General features: G+C 63.9%; 16 protein-coding genes. 13 read left to right on the top strand and 3 right to left on the bottom strand.

Features of this window, described 5'->3' with window-relative positions:
* Window positions 1–328: 328 nt before the first annotated feature.
* Entirely contained in the window at window positions 329–1,615 is a 1,287-nt protein-coding gene (locus tag AB4Y31_RS07915; RefSeq protein ID WP_368673481.1) for an SGNH/GDSL hydrolase family protein, read from the bottom strand.
* Between the two features lie 311 nt (window positions 1,616–1,926).
* Between AB4Y31_RS07915 and AB4Y31_RS07920 the strand changes: the two genes are divergently transcribed.
* The 11 genes from AB4Y31_RS07920 (at window position 1,927) to AB4Y31_RS07970 (ending at window position 10,192) form a co-directional block, all read left to right on the top strand.
* Window positions 1,927–2,301 carry a hypothetical protein gene (locus AB4Y31_RS07920; protein ID WP_368673482.1) on the top strand — a complete coding sequence of 125 codons (375 nt, stop codon included), beginning with the start codon at window positions 1,927–1,929 and terminating at the stop codon, window positions 2,299–2,301.
* A gap of 12 nt (window positions 2,302–2,313) precedes the next feature.
* On the top strand, window positions 2,314–2,742 hold the full coding sequence (locus tag AB4Y31_RS07925) for a hypothetical protein (protein ID WP_368673483.1): 429 nt from the start codon (window positions 2,314–2,316) through the stop codon (window positions 2,740–2,742).
* A 37-nt stretch (window positions 2,743–2,779) separates the two neighbouring features.
* Entirely contained in the window at window positions 2,780–3,280 is a 501-nt protein-coding gene (locus AB4Y31_RS07930; RefSeq protein ID WP_368673484.1) for a lytic transglycosylase domain-containing protein, read from the top strand.
* Between the two features lie 170 nt (window positions 3,281–3,450).
* A complete protein-coding gene (locus AB4Y31_RS07935; protein ID WP_368673485.1) occupies window positions 3,451–4,413 on the top strand; it encodes an alpha/beta fold hydrolase in 963 nt (320 codons plus the stop codon).
* Between the two features lie 102 nt (window positions 4,414–4,515).
* A complete protein-coding gene (gene paaA, locus AB4Y31_RS07940) occupies window positions 4,516–5,514 on the top strand; it encodes a 1,2-phenylacetyl-CoA epoxidase subunit PaaA (RefSeq protein ID WP_368673486.1) in 999 nt (332 codons plus the stop codon).
* Between the two features lie 80 nt (window positions 5,515–5,594).
* Complete coding sequence (paaB, locus tag AB4Y31_RS07945; RefSeq protein WP_368673487.1) at window positions 5,595–5,879, top strand: 1,2-phenylacetyl-CoA epoxidase subunit PaaB; 285 nt, start codon at window positions 5,595–5,597, stop codon at window positions 5,877–5,879.
* Window positions 5,880–5,889: 10 nt separating this feature from the next.
* Window positions 5,890–6,690: a 1,2-phenylacetyl-CoA epoxidase subunit PaaC gene (gene paaC, locus AB4Y31_RS07950; RefSeq protein ID WP_368673488.1), complete on the top strand. Its 801-nt coding sequence runs from the start codon at window positions 5,890–5,892 to the stop codon at window positions 6,688–6,690.
* An 88-nt stretch (window positions 6,691–6,778) separates the two neighbouring features.
* On the top strand, window positions 6,779–7,387 hold the full coding sequence (gene paaD / locus AB4Y31_RS07955; RefSeq protein WP_368673489.1) for a 1,2-phenylacetyl-CoA epoxidase subunit PaaD: 609 nt from the start codon (window positions 6,779–6,781) through the stop codon (window positions 7,385–7,387).
* A gap of 9 nt (window positions 7,388–7,396) precedes the next feature.
* Complete coding sequence (gene paaE, locus AB4Y31_RS07960; protein ID WP_368673490.1) at window positions 7,397–8,485, top strand: 1,2-phenylacetyl-CoA epoxidase subunit PaaE; 1,089 nt, start codon at window positions 7,397–7,399, stop codon at window positions 8,483–8,485.
* 174 nt (window positions 8,486–8,659) lie between these two features.
* Window positions 8,660–9,262, top strand: coding sequence for a TetR/AcrR family transcriptional regulator (locus AB4Y31_RS07965; RefSeq protein WP_368673491.1), 603 nt, complete (start codon window positions 8,660–8,662; stop codon window positions 9,260–9,262).
* 288 nt (window positions 9,263–9,550) lie between these two features.
* Window positions 9,551–10,192, top strand: coding sequence for a GNAT family N-acetyltransferase (locus AB4Y31_RS07970; protein ID WP_368674449.1), 642 nt, complete (start codon window positions 9,551–9,553; stop codon window positions 10,190–10,192).
* 32 nt (window positions 10,193–10,224) lie between these two features.
* On the opposite strand, the gene AB4Y31_RS07975 is transcribed toward AB4Y31_RS07970, so the two are convergent.
* Window positions 10,225–10,716 carry an Lrp/AsnC family transcriptional regulator gene (locus AB4Y31_RS07975; protein ID WP_018441712.1) on the bottom strand — a complete coding sequence of 164 codons (492 nt, stop codon included), beginning with the start codon at window positions 10,714–10,716 and terminating at the stop codon, window positions 10,225–10,227.
* Between the two features lie 172 nt (window positions 10,717–10,888).
* Between AB4Y31_RS07975 and hppD the strand changes: the two genes are divergently transcribed.
* A complete protein-coding gene (hppD, locus tag AB4Y31_RS07980; protein WP_368673492.1) occupies window positions 10,889–11,986 on the top strand; it encodes a 4-hydroxyphenylpyruvate dioxygenase in 1,098 nt (365 codons plus the stop codon).
* Between the two features lie 75 nt (window positions 11,987–12,061).
* On the opposite strand, the gene AB4Y31_RS07985 is transcribed toward hppD, so the two are convergent.
* Complete coding sequence (locus tag AB4Y31_RS07985) at window positions 12,062–12,238, bottom strand: hypothetical protein (protein WP_368673493.1); 177 nt, start codon at window positions 12,236–12,238, stop codon at window positions 12,062–12,064.
* Between the two features lie 419 nt (window positions 12,239–12,657).
* Here AB4Y31_RS07985 and AB4Y31_RS07990 point away from each other — a divergent pair, with 419 nt between their 5' ends.
* Window positions 12,658–16,245 (top strand): indolepyruvate ferredoxin oxidoreductase family protein, encoded by a 3,588-nt coding sequence (locus tag AB4Y31_RS07990; protein ID WP_368673494.1) that lies wholly within the window; start codon window positions 12,658–12,660, stop codon window positions 16,243–16,245.
* Window positions 16,246–16,351: the final 106 nt, after the last annotated feature.

Consider the following 16,351-nt stretch of genomic DNA (forward strand, 5'->3'; position numbering starts at 1 on the left):
ACTTATCGGCTGTGAATTGTTAAAGATCGTTCGCTCAACCGCCTCGGCGCCGCTACCACCACTACCCTTCGGCACCGCCGTCTTGCGTTGCTGCATCAGCAGCAGAGAAGCGAGATTATGCAGCGTCTTTCGTAGATCGTCAACGGGTTTTTGATGCTACTGCTTAAAAACCAAAAACCTGTTCGACTCGCGACAACTGCTTCCCGCCTCTCGAAGGAGCGGAATAGTAGACCACCGAACGCACTGTGACAAGGTCGTGACGAGCTTTTTTTCAGGGCGGCCTCCTCACGGCAGCAAAGCTCCGTAGCAAATCCGCTTCAGTGCCGCTTCAGTGCCGGTGAGTGGCGCTCGTCAACGCGGCCAGGTCGATCGCCGCCCCCATCGCTTCATAGCCCGCGTCGTTGGGATGAATGCCGTCGCCACTGTCGTAGTCGCGGCGCAAGCGGTCCGCGTTGGCCGGGTTGCGCAGCGCGGCATCGAAGTCGATTACGCCGTCGAAGGCGCCGCTCGTCCGAATCCATGTGTTCACGGCTAGGCGGATCGCTTCGCGCGCGGGCGGCGCGCCCGCCGGCGTCAACGTCGCCCCGAAGACGCGCACTCCCCGCCGATGCGCCACATCGATCAGCCGACGGTAGCCTTCGATGAGGTCTTGCGCCGTCACCACGGTATGCGGCGCGTCGCAGTCGAGCCCCGAGCGCCGGGGCATCGTCGCGAAATTGATATCGTTGATGCCGATCAGCACGATGACGGCCTTGACGCCAGCCGGTCCGAGCGCGTCGTGCGCGAAGCGTCGTTCGAGCGCTTCCCCGTAACAGGCGGAATCGCTGAGCAAGCGGTTGCCGCTGATACCGAGATCGAGGACTGCCGTCGAGGCGCCGCCCGCTCCGGCGAGCCTTCGCGTCAAGGCGTCAGGCCACCGGCGATTCTGGTTGAGGCTGGAGCGCAATCCGTCCGTGATCGAGTCGCCGATCGCGGCAATCGCCGCCGACGACGCGCGCGGCACACTGATGGCCGTTACCCAGGCGTGCTCGGTGAAGCGTGTCGTATAAGCCGATCCTTCGGTATCCGCCGCATGGTCGCCAGCGGAGGAAACATAGTTGATCTGGTTGGCGACGCGATGCCATGCCGTCATCGTCTGACCATGACGGGCGTGCACACTGATCGCATACGCCTCGCCCGCGTGCAGCTCCATCTCGGCCGCATCGCTGTCCACTTCATCCCCGGGCTCGAGCACGATCGACGTGCGTCCAGCAAACGTCAATTGCACGGCGGTGGCCGGCCGAACCGCCGCGCCGCCGGCCGATTGCGCCATCACGACGTCGTCGATGGCGAGTGGCGCGCGCCCGTATGCATTGCTGATCGTGATGCGGACGCGCCGGCCCGAGAGCGTCGGGTACACGATCTCGCGCACGGTGCGGTCCGAGACGTCCGGCGCTCGGTAAAGCGGAGGCGGATCGCGCAGTTCAGGGATCGCCTGCAGGGCGGTCGCCCAGGACGTCACCCACTGTTCAGCAGCCGTGGTCGGCGCGCCGGCGGCAGCCGAAGCGCATGGCATCGCCAAGGCGCCCAGAAGGATTCCGATGAGCCCAGCCCAGAGTCGAAGACGATTGCCCATGTAAGTCGGCGCAATGGAAAAACGCCGATTTTGCCCTATCCGCCGGGTCGCACGGTCGCAAGACGATCTACCCCTTTTTATTTACCCTACGGCAGGCGCCTTCCCCGTGAGTGGCCCCGGCGCCCTCCTCGCGCATCGCGATCAAGCCCTAATTATGAGCTACAGTAGCCGCCGCGCACATGCAGCGTTTACGGAATTCGGCTCGTGTCGCGAGTGCCGCGAAAAGCCCGCCGTTACTGGGTCGTCGTTAACCAGGGGTAAATCATTTCCCCAGGCTGCCGATAAGCAAGTCTCGTCATGGGATCAGAATCGTGAAACTGCTCGCCAGCCTCCTCGCAGTCGCCGTCCTGGCCGGATGCGCCCAGTTGCAGACGGACGCCAACCGCCACGGCCAACCACCGGCACAACCGGCGTCGACGAGCATCGTCGACTTCGTCATTCCGCCCGACGCGCTCGGCGCGCGCGACCCGCAGTTGACCGACGTGCTCGGCAAGGTGGGAACGCTCGCCGCGAAACAGCCGCAATCGACCACGGTCGTCATTGCCGCGCTGGCGCAGGACTTTCCCTATCTCAATCAGGCTGTGCAGCGCGGGATCCCGGCACGGCACGGCAACATCGTCAATATCGAGAACGTGACGACGGGCAGTTGCCAGCCGTACAGCGTGCAGGTCAAGCCGACCGAATGACCGGAGAAAGCCATGCTTCGACTCGCCACCGCCGTTACCCTCTTCGCCGCTTCGCAGTGGCTCCTCGCCGCGCCGCCGGCCGACGCGCAGGCTGCCGCGGCCGGCTCCACGACAGCGCTCGCGAGCAAGCCCGTGAGCGCCCAGCCGGACCAGGTCCTGCCGCCACTGCCACCGCTCACGTCGCTGCCGCCGTCTTCGGCACAGGAGGTGACGGATTCCTCCAGCGCGTCGCCGCCGCGCACGACGCGTCATTCGAAAAAAATGGCCCGCGTGACCCCGCGGCCCGGTAAAGCGGCCGAGACCACGGTCCGCGTCGTCGTCAGCCCCGACTCACATGCCTATCTCGCGTCGGTGTCGGACAAGCTCGACGCCGTGTTGCAAGGCGGCGCGTCGAGCGTGCATGTGACGCTCGACGCCGCTTCGGTCGCAATGGCGCGCTGAGCCGCATTCTCCCATCCAATCGATAGCGGTGGCCCCCATGAAAAGAACCCAGCCCGCGCGGTTACGCTCGCGACTTGCGCTCATCGCGCAGACTCCTCGCGCTCTCGTTGCGGCGATTTTCGCTGCCGCTTGCGCAATCGTTTGCGTACCCGCTTACGCGGACAACATCGACTGTTTTGCGCAAGCTGGGGCCTATCAGGGCGTCAACCCGATGATCCTGCGCGCGATCGCGTGGTTCGAATCGAAGGGCGATCCCAACGCCGTCCACCGCAACGCGGACGGAAGCATCGACGTGGGCCAGGCCCAGATCAACTCGGTTCATTTCAATGAGCTGCGCCGCAACGGTATCCCGCCGGGCGCGCTCAAGGACGGCTGCATCAACACCTACGTTGCCGCCTGGATGATCAAGCAGAAAATGGTTCGCTACGGCAACACCTGGCGCGCAATTGGCGCCTTCCATTCAGAGACCCCCAAGCTGCGCGACGAATATGCGCGCAGCATCCACGCCGTGCTCGTCTCCTGGGGCGTTTCGCAGTAAGCGGGCCGGCCCTGGCGCGCCCGACAACCAAACACTGCCGGGCGGATTGTCCTGTTAAAGCGGACACTGTTTCGAGCCATCGGCGGCTTCCGCGTGAACGGACCCAGCCCTAGACTCGGCTCCACGATTACCGCACCGTCGTGCGGGTCGCAAATTCACCGGAGCCCGTCATGAACAGGAAGAGTCTATTCGCGCTGGCCGCGGCACTCACTGCGTCCGTCGCGTTTGCGGCAAACGAAAGCATCCCCGCGCGTGGCAACGCTGCGCGTTATCCGACCTCCTATCGAACGATCAAAGTCGACGGCCTGGACATCTTCTACCGCGAAGCGGGCCCGAGCGACGCCCCGACGATCTTGCTGCTGCACGGCTTTCCCTCCTCGTCACGCATGTTCGAGCCGCTCTTCGCGAGACTGTCCGACCGATTCCATCTCGTTGCGCTCGACTACCCGGGCTTCGGTCATAGCGACGCGCCCTCACCGAAGGACTTCGCCTATACGTTCGATCACATCGCGTCCGTGACCGACGACTTCGTCGAAACGCTCGGCCTGCGGCGCTACGTGCTCTATGTGCAGGACTACGGCGGCCCCGTCGGCTTCCGGCTTGCGATGGCGCATCCGGAACGCGTTGCCGGATTGGTGGTGCAAAACGCCGTCGCGCATGAGGATGGGCTCGGGCCGCTCTGGGAAAAGCGCCGCGCCTTCTGGGCCGATCGCGAGGCGAACGAGGCGGCGTTGCAGCGCAATTTCCTTTCTCTCGAAGCGACGAAGCAACGTCATGTGGGATCGACGCCGAATCCCGAGCGGTATGACCCGGATCTGTGGACCGACGAATACGCGTTCCTCAGTCAGCCCGGTCAGAAAGAGATCCAGACGGATCTTTTCTACGACTACCGGACCAACGTGGCGTCCTACCCGGATTGGCAAGCCTGGCTCAGGAAGACGCAACCGGCGACGCTCGTCGTTTGGGGACGCTATGACCCGTCGTTCCAGGTGGCGGAGGCGGCCGCCTATCGTCGCGATCTTCCCAAAGCCGACATACATGTGATCGATGCCGGCCACTTTGCGCTCGACGAGCAGCCGGACGAGGTTGCCGCGCTTATCCGCGACTTCATGCGGCGCTTGCCGCAGGGTTAGGAGTTCGCCCAGCGATTGGCCCGGATCATAGCCAAAATTCATCAACCGACCGGTCGGTTGATTTATAATCTCGTCACGCCCGACTAACGACGAGACTGTCCTATGTACACGCAATCGCTCGACATTCCCGGCAACGTCGCGCCGGCCGAGGCCGGAACCGATTCGGCCGACGAGGCGCGCTTCGATGCGGTGATCGGCGCGGACGGCAAGATCGAACCGCAGGACTGGATGCCCGATGCCTATCGGAAGACACTCGTGCGGCAGATCTCGCAGCACGCACATTCGGAAATCGTCGGCATGTTGCCGGAGGGGAACTGGATCACGCGGGCGCCGAGCCTGAAGCGTAAGGCGATCCTGCTCGCGAAGGTGCAGGACGAAGGCGGCCACGGTCTATACCTTTATAGCGCTGCGGAAACGCTCAACGTCTCGCGCGACGCGCTCGTCGATGCCTTGCACAGCGGCCGCGCCAAGTATTCGAGCATCTTCAACTACCCGACTCCGACCTGGGCCGACGTCGGCGTAATCGGATGGCTCGTCGACGGGGCCGCGATCATGAACCAGATTCCGCTTTGCCGCTGCACCTACGGGCCGTACGCGCGCGCGATGATCCGTATCTGCAAGGAGGAATCGTTTCATCAGCGCCAGGGGTTCGACGCGCTGCTCGCGATGATGAAAGGCACGCCGGCGCAACGCGAGATGGTGCAGCAAGCCGTGAACCGGTGGTGGTGGCCGGTCCTCATGATGTTTGGCCCGAGCGACAAGGATTCCGTCCACAGCAACCAGTCGGCGAAGTGGGGCATCAAGCGCATCTCGAACGACGATCTGCGGCAAAAATTCGTCGATGCGACGGTCGAGCAGGCGAAGGTGCTCGGCGTCACGTTGCCCGATGCCGACCTCAAATGGAACGAGGCACGCGGCCACTACGACTACGGCGTGATCGATTGGGACGAATTCTGGCGCGTCGTCAATGGCGACGGCCCCTGCAACAAGGAGCGGCTCGCCACGCGCGTCAAAGCACATGAAGACGGCGCATGGGTCCGCGAAGCCGCCCTCGCCTATAGCGAAAAGCAGCGTCGGCGCGCGGAGCAACAGGCGGCTTAACGCCGGCCCGGCGGCGAGCGGCAGTTGCACTCGCGCTCCCTATTCGTTCGCTGGTAGTTGATGTATTCGAGGAGATGTCGATGAACAAAGAATGGCCGATCTGGGAAGTGTTCGTGCGCAGCAAGCAAGGCCTCGACCACAAGCATTGCGGAAGCCTTCACGCGGCCGATGCATCGATGGCGCTGCGCATGGCGCGCGACGTCTACACGCGGCGGCAGGAAGGCGTGAGCATCTGGGTCGTGCCGGCAGCGGCGATCACGGCCTCCGATCCGCACGATAAGGCGGACTTTTTTGAGCCGGCCGGCGACAAGATCTACCGGCACCCGACGTTCTTTACGCTGCCCGATGAAGTCAATCACATGTGAGCGAGCCAAGATGACGACGTCCGAACACCTCGCTTACGTGCTGCGCCTGGCCGACAACGCGCTGATTCTCGGCCAGCGCAACGCCGAATGGTGCGGGCACGGCCCGGTACTGGAAGAAGACATTGCGCTCGCCAATATGAGCCTCGATCTCATCGGCCAGGCGCGGCTGCTCTACTCCCATGCGGCCACACTCGAAGCCTTGGCGACCGGCGCGAACAAGACCGAAGACGACTACGCATACTTCCGGTCCGAGCGCGAGTTCGCCAATTACACGCTCGTCGAACTGCCGCACGTCGGGCCGCTCAGCGGCACGGCGCGAGCCGATCGCGATTACGCGGTGACGATCGTACGCAATTTTCTCTACGCGGCGCTGATGGTCCAGCTCTGGCCCGCGCTCGAAGCTTCGAATGACGCGCAACTGGCGGCGATCGCGTCGAAGTCGGTCAAGGAGACGCGCTATCACCTGCATCACGCGCGCGACTGGCTCGTGCGCTTCGGCGACGGCACCGATGAATCGCACCGGCGCGCCCAGGCGGCGCTCGACTATCTGATGCCCTATACGCGCGAGTTTTTTGCCCTCGACGCGCTGGAAGACGCGGTTGCCGCCTCGGGCATCGGCGTGCGCGCGGCCGACTTCGAGGCAGCGTGGAAGGCGGAAGTCGAAGGCGCGCTCAGCGAAGCGACGCTCGCGCTGCCCGAGCCGGTGCAACACGTGACGACGGGCAAGCTCGGCGAGCATTCAGAACACATGGGCTATCTGCTTGCCGAGATGCAAAGCGTCGCGCGGCAGCATCCCGGCGCTACCTGGTGATAGGGACGCCGGCCCCGCCGAGTGCGCAAGCCGGCAAAAACCCGCGACGACATTCGCCCATATGTTCAGGACAACGAATCAATCGACCATGACGCACACAGCTTCCACCACCGCCGCCGCGAAACCGGCGCGAGTGGCCGACCCAGCGCTCATGCGAGCGTGGTCGGTACTCGAGTCCGTACCGGACCCCGAGATTCCCGTGGTGTCCATTCGCGAGCTCGGTATCTTGCGCGACGTGCGGAAATCCGTCGATGGCGTTCTCGAGGTCGTCATCACGCCGACGTACTCAGGATGCCCGGCAATGGCGCAAATCGCGGAAGACATCGCCCATGCGCTCGATGACGCGGACATCGGCCCTTATCGCATCGAGACCGTGCTGGCACCGGCCTGGACGACCGACTGGATCAGCGAGGCCGCACGCGAAAAGCTGCGCGCGTATGGCATCGCGCCGCCTTCGGGCCGATGCGGCGTGAACGACGCGGCGTCCCAGCCAAGCGTCGCCGTCGAGCACACCATCCGGTTCGCGCCGCGCGCGAGCAACTCGAGCGCTTCAAATGGCTCGGGCGCGACACCTGCCTGCCCACGATGCGGCTCAGTGCACACGCAGCGTCTCGCGCAATTCGGCTCGACGGCATGCAAAGCGCTCTACCGCTGTCTCGACTGCCGCGAGCCTTTCGACTATTTCAAACCCTACTGACATCCGGCCATGGCGACTCCGCAATTCCATGCACTGCGTATCCGCGACGTGCGCCCCGAGACGGCCGACTCCGTCACCGTCTCGTTCGAAGTGCCAACCGATCTGCGCGAGCAATATCGGTTCACGCAAGGCCAGTTCGTGACGCTGAAAGCGCATGTCGACGGCGTGGAAACGCGCCGCTCCTATTCGATCTGCGTCGGCGTCACCGACTACGATCGCGACGGCGAATTGCGCATCGGCATCAAGCGTGTGCGCGGCGGACGCTTCTCGAACTTCGCGTTCGACACATTGAAGCCGGGCCATACGATCGACGTCATGACGCCCGACGGCCGCTTCTTCACTCATCTGAACGCCGAGCACGGCAAGCAATACGTCGCGTTCGCGGGCGGCTCGGGCATCACGCCGGTACTCGCGATCGTCAAGACCACGCTCGAGCTCGAGCCGCGCAGCACGTTCGTGCTCGTCTACGGCAATCGCGACGTCGATTCGATCATGTTCGCGGAAGAGCTGGAGGATCTGAAGAACCGGTACATGAGCCGCTTCATGCTCTACCACGTGCTCTCCGACGATGTTCAGGAGGCCGAACTGTTCAACGGAATGCTCGATCAGGCGAAATGCGCCGCCTTTCTCGAAACGCTCGTGCCGGCGGGCGAGATCGATGAGGCGTTTATTTGCGGCCCGGCGCCGATGATGGACGCGGCGGAAGCCGCGCTGAAGGCGGCGGGCGTCGACGAGACAAGGATTCACGTCGAGCGCTTCGGCACGCCGCTGCCCCAGGCCGGAGCCCCCGTCATCGACATCACGGAGACGACGCCTGCCGCCGAGCTCGAGATCGTCCTCGACGGCAAGCGGCGCAAGCTGCGCCTTCCTTATGAGGGCGCAAGTCTGCTCGACGTCGGGCTGCATGCGGGGCTCGCGCTGCCCTATGCGTGCAAGGGCGGCGTCTGCTGTACCTGCCGCGCCAAGGTGCTCGAAGGCGAGGTGCGGATGGAGAAGAACTACACGCTCGAAGAGCATGAAATCCGTGACGGCTTCGTCCTGACCTGCCAGTGCCATCCGGTCAGCGAGCGCGTCGTCGTCAGCTACGACGAGCGCTGAAGCGCGAATCGCCGCCGCAGCGAGCCGCCGTTCGCCCGGCGGCTTTCGCGTAGACTAGCGCCGCACGCGCCACGCATTGGGGCGAGGCGTTCGATCCGGCCGCGCAGGCGCGATCCGATCGCGTCGCCTCACGTCGCTGGCAACGCTACGCCGCCAACCAACAACCACAGCGTCATGGCCCGCACCCGAGCACCCGATCACGAATCGCAACGCGACCAGATCCTCGAACTCGCCGCAGAGAAGTTCGCTCAGACCAGCTACCCCAGCACGTCGATGGCCGATCTCGCCGCGGCGAGCGGCACCTCGAAGGCCCGCCTTTACCACTATTACGACAGCAAGGAGGCGATTCTCTTCGACCTGCTCGACCGCCACACGAAGCGGCTCATGCTGATCATCGCCGAAGTCGAAGGGTCGAGCCAGCGGCGCGGGCTGTCCGAACGCGAGACCTTCGCCGAGCTCGTCCGCGCCTTCCTCGCCGAGTATGAAACGTCGCATAGCCGGCATGTCGCGCTGCTGAACGACGTCAAGTATCTCGTCGAGGCACAGCGGGAAATCATCCTCGACCGCCAGCGCGACATCGTCGCGGCCTTCGCGCGCCAGCTCTCGCGCGCCTATCCGGACCGCGTCTCGAAAGACAATCAGACGCCCGTCACGATGATGGTCTTCGGCATGATCAACTGGACCTTCACTTGGCTCAAGCCCGGCGGCCGCCTGCGCTATGAGGATTTCGCGAAGCAGGTCGTCGATGTGCTCGAGCGGGGGCTCGCGAGCGGTTGATCACTTCCATCGGCGAAGACATTGCAATGCAGCATGCCGCGCGCATTCGACGCAGTGATAAGCACATAGTTGACGCAAAAACAACAGCATGAACTTTTCGATAAAAATCAAGTAATTACATAAAACGAGCAAGCAATCGAGCGCGACCCGACCGCATCAGTACGGGTTTTCCCTAGGCTCAAACAGGCGTTTCAAGTAGAATTCGTACTGCGTCGCAGCACAGGACGCGGCACGAAAAGGAGAACCGCCATGAGCCAGCACCGAACCCGGGCCACCGCTTCGAACGCGATGAGCGATCGGCGCCCGCACGCGAACGGTCGCGAGCCGGCCCTGATCCGTGAACTGACAGCAAAAGACCGCGAGCGCCTGCTCGCCCACTTCCTCTCGCTCCACGTGGACGACCGCCTGCTGCGTTTCGGCCAGGCAGTGCCCGATCACGTGATCGAGAACTACGTACGCACCATCGATTTCTCGCGCGACGCGGTGTTCGGCGTGTTCGACGAGAACCTCGCGCTCGTCGGTGTTGGCCATCTCGCTTACCTCCCGGCCGATGGGGACAAGCGTACGGCCGAGCTCGGCATTTCCGTGCTCGAGGATTCGCGCGGCAAGGGCATCGGCACCCAGCTTTTCGAGCGGGCGACGATCCGCTGCCGCAACACGCACGTTTCGACGCTCTACATGTACTGCCTGTCGCGCAACACGACGATGATGCATATCGCGAAGAAGGCCGGCATGCGGATCGAGCACGCCTATGGCAGCGCGGATGCCTATCTGACGCTGCCGCCGGCCGATCAGGCCAGCATCATCGCTGAAATGCTGCAGGAGCAAGCGGCAGTGTTCGACTACGCCATCAAGCGTCAGGTGCAACGCACGACGCGCATCATCGAGGCGATGATGCCGTCCGAATCGGAATCGGACGTAACCGCGTAACAGCGCCCCACGCGACGACGGCCTAGTGCCAATCATCGAATCGGCAGCGCCGTCGTCTCCTTGAAGCTTTCGAGCGCGAAGCTCGATTTCACGTCGACCACCGACGGATGGTGCAGCAGTTGATCCTGCACGAAGCGCGAGAAGTGCGCCATGTCCGTCACGAAAACCCGCAGCAGGTAATCCATTTCGCCCGTCATCGCATGGCAGGCGACCACCTCCGGCCATGCCTGGACGGCGGCCCGAAACAAATCGGCATGCGTCGTTCCCGCATGGCCCGTCGCGCCGCCGCGCTTCTCGAGTCGCACGTTGACGAAAGCGAGCAGGCCGAGACCGAGCTTTTGCGGGTCGAGCAACGCAACGTAGCCGCGGATCACGCCGCTTTCCTCGAGCCGCCTTATCCGGCGCAGGCATGGGCTCGGCGACAGGTTCACGCGCTCCGCGATCTCCTGGTTCGACAAGCGCCCGTTTTCCTGAAGGATCGCGAGGATACGCCGGTCGACGGCGTCCAATTCGATCTCGGCCATTTTTCTCATCCGATCGCGTGAGCGCTGGCAGTAAATTGCGCCATCGTAGGAGCCGGCACCCGATCTCGCAAGATTTTTTCGGTATTGGCGCCATACACTTGCTCCTATCGATGCAGCATGGCGAATGGCGCGAATCGCCCCGTGGCAGAACAGAATCTGAAGGAGACAGGGCATGAAGGTCGAAACCTGGGAGAACCCCGTCGGCACGGACGGGTTCGAATTCATCGAATACACGGCGCCCGATCCGAAGGCGCTCGGCAAGCTCTTCGAAAGAATGGGCTTCACCGCTATCGCCAAACATCGTCATAAGGACGTGACGCTCTATCGGCAAGGCGGCATCAATTTCATCGTCAATGCCGAACCGGACTCGTTCGCGCAACGCTTCGCGCGTCTGCATGGTCCATCGATCTGTGCCATCGCCTTTCGTGTGCAGGACGCGGCCAAAGCCTACCGTCATGCGCTCGAGCTCGGCGCCTGGGGGTTCGACAACAAGACGGGGCCGATGGAGCTGAACATCCCGGCCATCAAGGGCGTCGGCGATTCGCTGATCTATTTCGTCGATCGCTGGCGCGGCAAGAACGGCGCGGCGCCCGGCACCGTCGGCGACATCGACATCTACGACGTGGACTTCGAGCCGATCGAAGGAGCGGACACCGCGCCCGTCGGACACGGCCTCACCTATATCGATCATCTGACGCACAACGTGCACCGCGGTTCGATGCGCGAATGGGCCTCGTTCTACGAGCGGCTCTTCAACTTCCGTGAGATCCGCTACTTCGACATCGAGGGCAAGGTGACGGGCGTGAAGTCAAAGGCCATGACGTCGCCGTGCGGCAAGATCCGCATCCCGATCAACGAAGAAGGCTCGGACAACGCGGGCCAGATCCAGGAATACCTCGACGCTTATCACGGGGAAGGGATTCAGCATATCGCGCTCGGCACGAACGACATTTACCGAACCGTCGACGGTCTTCGCGCAACGGACATCAAACTGCTCGATACGGTCGATACCTACTACGAGCTCGTCGATCGACGCATACCAGGACACGCGGAACCGCTCGCCGAACTGAAGAAGCGCAAGATTCTCATCGATGGCGCGAAGGACGATTTGCTGCTGCAGATCTTCACCGAGAACCAGATCGGGCCGATCTTCTTCGAGATCATCCAGCGCAAGGGCAATCAAGGCTTCGGGGAAGGCAACTTCAAGGCGCTGTTCGAATCGATCGAGCTCGATCAGATTCGCCGCGGGGTGGTTCAAGACAAGGCTTGATTTGCGTTTGATGTTCGCGCGATCGCTTTGACGCGCCGCGCATTCGAAGCGCGGCGCGAACGATCCATTACCTGATCACGGCTTGGCTGCCTCGAGCTCGCCGCCGACACCGGCCGACGCCATGCGCGCCGTGTGCGACACCGCTGCGGCCAGCCTGGACGGCGTCGCGGCGCTCGTCACGCGAACGGGCATGTTCATCGCGAAAAATGCGGCGGAAATCATCAGGAAGGTTCGGGTATGTCGTGTATCCATCTGTACTCCTATATCTGTCGCATCGCTTACCGCCGCGATGCGTGATTCACGGCACTCGCGCGAAAGCCGGCAGCCGGCGCGCGAGAACGGAATTAGACCATCGCCCCCCCGTCGGTTCCACCAGGTCAACAACACGTTACCCTCCGTTACAGATCGATACGAGCGTGCCCGCGGCCGGCGATCGGCCTGCGGCGAGCCCGGCCGGCAAGGCGAAGAGCGCAACACGCCGGCCCGGCCGAGCGGCTGCGAGCGGCTGCGAGCGGCTGCGAGCGGCGAATTTTGTAAAAGTGCGGCGGGTTTTTACCAGTGCTACGATCTGGAAAAAACCGTCACTATGGCGGGTCCGCGAAGGCATCCACAAGATGCCGACGCTCGCGATGTTTTGGTGATCCCAAACCGGGTTGGAGGAGTTCCATAAAATGAATGCCCCGCTAGACGCAGGCCAGAGAGCCTCGCTGGAAGCCGCTTTGGCTTCCGTCACGCTCGACGACAAATACACGCTCGAACACGGCCGCGCCTATATGAGCGGCATCCAGGCACTCGTCAGGCTGCCGATGCTGCAGCAGGCGCGCGACCGAGCCGCCGGCCTCAATACCGCCGGATTCGTTTCCGGTTATCGCGGCTCTCCGTTGGGCGGACTCGATCTCGCGCTCTGGAAGGCCAAAAAGCACCTCGCGAGCCATCAAGTCGTATTTCAGCCCGGCATCAACGAAGATCTCGCCGCGACGGCCGTATGGGGCACCCAGCAGGTGAACCTCTACCCCGGTGCCAAGTACGACGGCGTCTTCTCGATGTGGTACGGCAAGGGGCCCGGCGTCGACCGCTCGGGCGACGTGTTCAAGCACGGCAATTCGGCCGGCTCGGCCAGGCACGGCGGCGTGCTGGTGCTCGCCGGCGACGACCACGCCTGCAAATCCTCGACGCTCGCCCATCAATCCGAGCACATCTTCAAGGCCTGCGGGCTGCCCGTGCTGTTCCCCTCGAACGTGCAGGAATACCTCGACTTCGGCCTGCACGGCTGGGCGATGAGCCGCTATTCGGGTCTCTGGGTCGCGATGAAATGCGTGACCGACGTCGTGGAATCGTCCGCGTCGGTCGACATCGACCCCCATCGCGCGCAAATCGTCATTCCCGCCGACTTCGAAATGCCCGAGGGTGGGCTCAACATTCGCTGGCCCGACCCGCCGCTCGTTCAGGAAGCGCGGCTGCTCGACTACAAGTGGTACGCTGGGCTCGCCTATGTGCGCGCGAACAAGCTCGACCGGATCGAGATCGATTCGCCCGTCGCGCGCTTCGGCATCATCACGGGCGGCAAGGCTTATCTCGACGTGCGGCAGGCCCTCGTCGACCTCGGCCTCGACGATGAAACCTGCTCGCGCATCGGCATTAGGCTCTATAAGGTCGGCTGCGTCTGGCCGCTCGAGGCCCAGGGCGCGCAGGCGTTCGCGCGCGGCCTGCAGGAGATTCTCGTCGTCGAGGAAAAGCGCCAGATCCTCGAATATGCCATCAAGGAGGAGCTCTACAACTGGCCCGACGGGCAACGGCCGCGCGTCTTCGGCAAGTTCGACGAGAAGGATGGCGCGGGCGGCGAATGGTCGGTGCCGATGGGCAACTGGCTGCTGCCCGCGCATTACGAGCTGTCCCCGGCGCTGATCGCGAAGGCGATCGCGACACGGCTCGAGAAGTTCGAGCTGCCCTCGGACGTGCGTGCGCGCATCGAAGCGCGAATCGCCGTCATCCAGGCGAAGGAAAAGGCGCTCGCGAAGCCGCGCGTGACGGCCGAACGCAAGCCGTGGTTCTGCTCGGGCTGCCCGCACAACACATCGACGAACGTGCCCGAAGGGTCGCGCGCGATGGCGGGCATCGGCTGTCACTACATGTCGCTCTGGATGGACCGCGAGACGAGCACGTTCAGTCAGATGGGCGGCGAAGGCGTGCCCTGGACGGGTCAGGCGCCGTTCACGAGCGAGAAGCACATCTTCGCGAATCTCGGCGACGGCACCTACTTCCATTCGGGGTTGCTCGCGATTCGCGCCGCCATCGCGGCGAAGGTCAACATCACCTACAAGATTCTCTATAACGACGCGGTCGCGATGACGGGCGGGCAGCCCGTCGACGGTGTGCTGACCGTGCCGCAGATCACGCATCAGCTCGCGGCCGAAGGCGCCGCCAAAATCGTCGTCGTCACGGACGAGCCCCAGAAGTACCACGGCACGACGCTGCTCGCGGCAGGCGTGACCGTCCATCACCGCGACGAGCTCGATGCGGTCCAGCGAGAACTGCGCGAGGTGCCGGGCACGACAATCCTCATCTACGACCAGACTTGCGCAACCGAGAAGCGCCGCCGTCGCAAGAAGGGCGAGTTTCCCGACCCGGCCCGCCGCGTCGTCATCAACGAAGCCGTCTGCGAGGGGTGCGGCGATTGCTCGGTGCAATCGAATTGCCTGTCCGTCGAACCGCTCGAGACGGAGTACGGCACGAAGCGGCAGATCAACCAGTCGAGCTGCAACAAGGATTTCTCTTGCCTCAAAGGCTTTTGCCCGAGCTTCGTCACCGTCGAAGGCGGCCAGCTCCGCAAGCCGAAGGCGGCGGGCGCGGCAGCGGCAGCCGATCTTCCGCCTGTCGCGGAGCCGACGCTGCCCGAGATCGGCCGGCCCTACGGCGTGCTCGTGACGGGCGTGGGCGGCACGGGCGTCGTCACGATCGGCGCGCTGCTCGGCATGGCGGCCCACCTCGAGGGCAAGGGCGTGACGGTGCTCGATGTGACGGGCCTTGCGCAAAAGGGCGGCGCCGTCATGAGCCATGTGCAGATCGCGAAAGCGCCCGCCGACATCCATGCGACGCGCATCGCGATGGGCGAAGCGGAGCTCGTGATCGGCTGCGACGCGATCGTCACCGCAAGCGACGAGTGCACGTCGCGGATGAAGCACGGCCATACGCGCGTGGTCGTCAACAGCGCGAAGACGCCGACGGCCGAATTCATCCGGAACCCCGACTGGTCGTTCCCGGGCTCGAGCACTGAAAACGATGTGCGCGCGGCAGCCGGCGATCAGGTCGACCTCGTCGATGCCAATCGTTTCGCCGTCGCACTGCTCGGCGACGCGATCTATACGAACCCGTTCGTGCTCGGCTACGCGTGGCAGCGCGGATGGCTGCCGCTCACGCATCGCTCGCTCGTCCGGGCGATCGAGCTCAACGGCGTGCAAGTCGAAAAGAATATCGCCGCGTTCGAATGGGGTCGCCGCGCCGCCTACGATCTCGCGAGCGTGCAGCGGGCCGCGACGCCCGAGCAGGCACGCGGGGACGCCCCGGGGGCGACGGTCATCGCACTGCATACGAAAAAGGCCGTCGATGCGCTGATCGAGAAGCGCGTCGCTTACCTCACGGCCTATCAGAACGAGGCCTATGCGAAGCGGTACCGCGCGCTCGTCGACGACGTGCGCAAGGCCGAGCGCGCGCTCGACGGCGACGCGGCGCAAGAGCCGCTGACCGAAGCCGTTGCGCGCAATCTGCACAAGCTTATGGCCTTCAAGGACGAATACGAGGTGGCCCGCTTGCAAACGGACCGGGCCTTCCTTGCCCGGCTGCAAAGCCAGTTCGAGGGCGACTGGAAGCTCAACTTCCATCTCGCGCCGCCGCTCTTCGCCAAGAAGGATGCGAACGGTCATTTGATCAAGAAGCCGTACGGCCCTTGGATGCTGTCCGCGTTCAAGCTGATCGCGAAGCTCAAGTTCCTGCGCGGCACGGCGCTCGATCCGTTCGGCAAGACGGAGGAGCGTCGCACCGAACGCGCGCTGATCGGCGAGTATGAAGCGCTCGTGCGCGAGCTGATCGGCGGACTCACGCCCGAGAAGCTTGCGCTCGCCGTCGAGCTCGCGAGCCTGCCCGATGGGATCCGCGGCTATGGACACGTGAAGGAAAACAACCTGCGCGCCGTGCGCACGAAGTGGAACGAGCTGCTCGGTCGCTGGCGCACGCCGGGCGGGGCATCGCGGCACGCCGCGTAAGCATCCGCGCGCCGATAAGAGAAAAGGCGGCTGCCCTTTAGGACAGCTGCCTTTTGTTTCGCCTCTTGCTTTGCCTTCCGTATCGGCTTATCGCCTCATCGGCTTT

This window comes from Trinickia sp. EG282A (assembly GCF_040965455.1).
In the GTDB taxonomy this organism is placed as follows: Bacteria; Pseudomonadota; Gammaproteobacteria; order Burkholderiales; family Burkholderiaceae; genus Trinickia; species Trinickia symbiotica.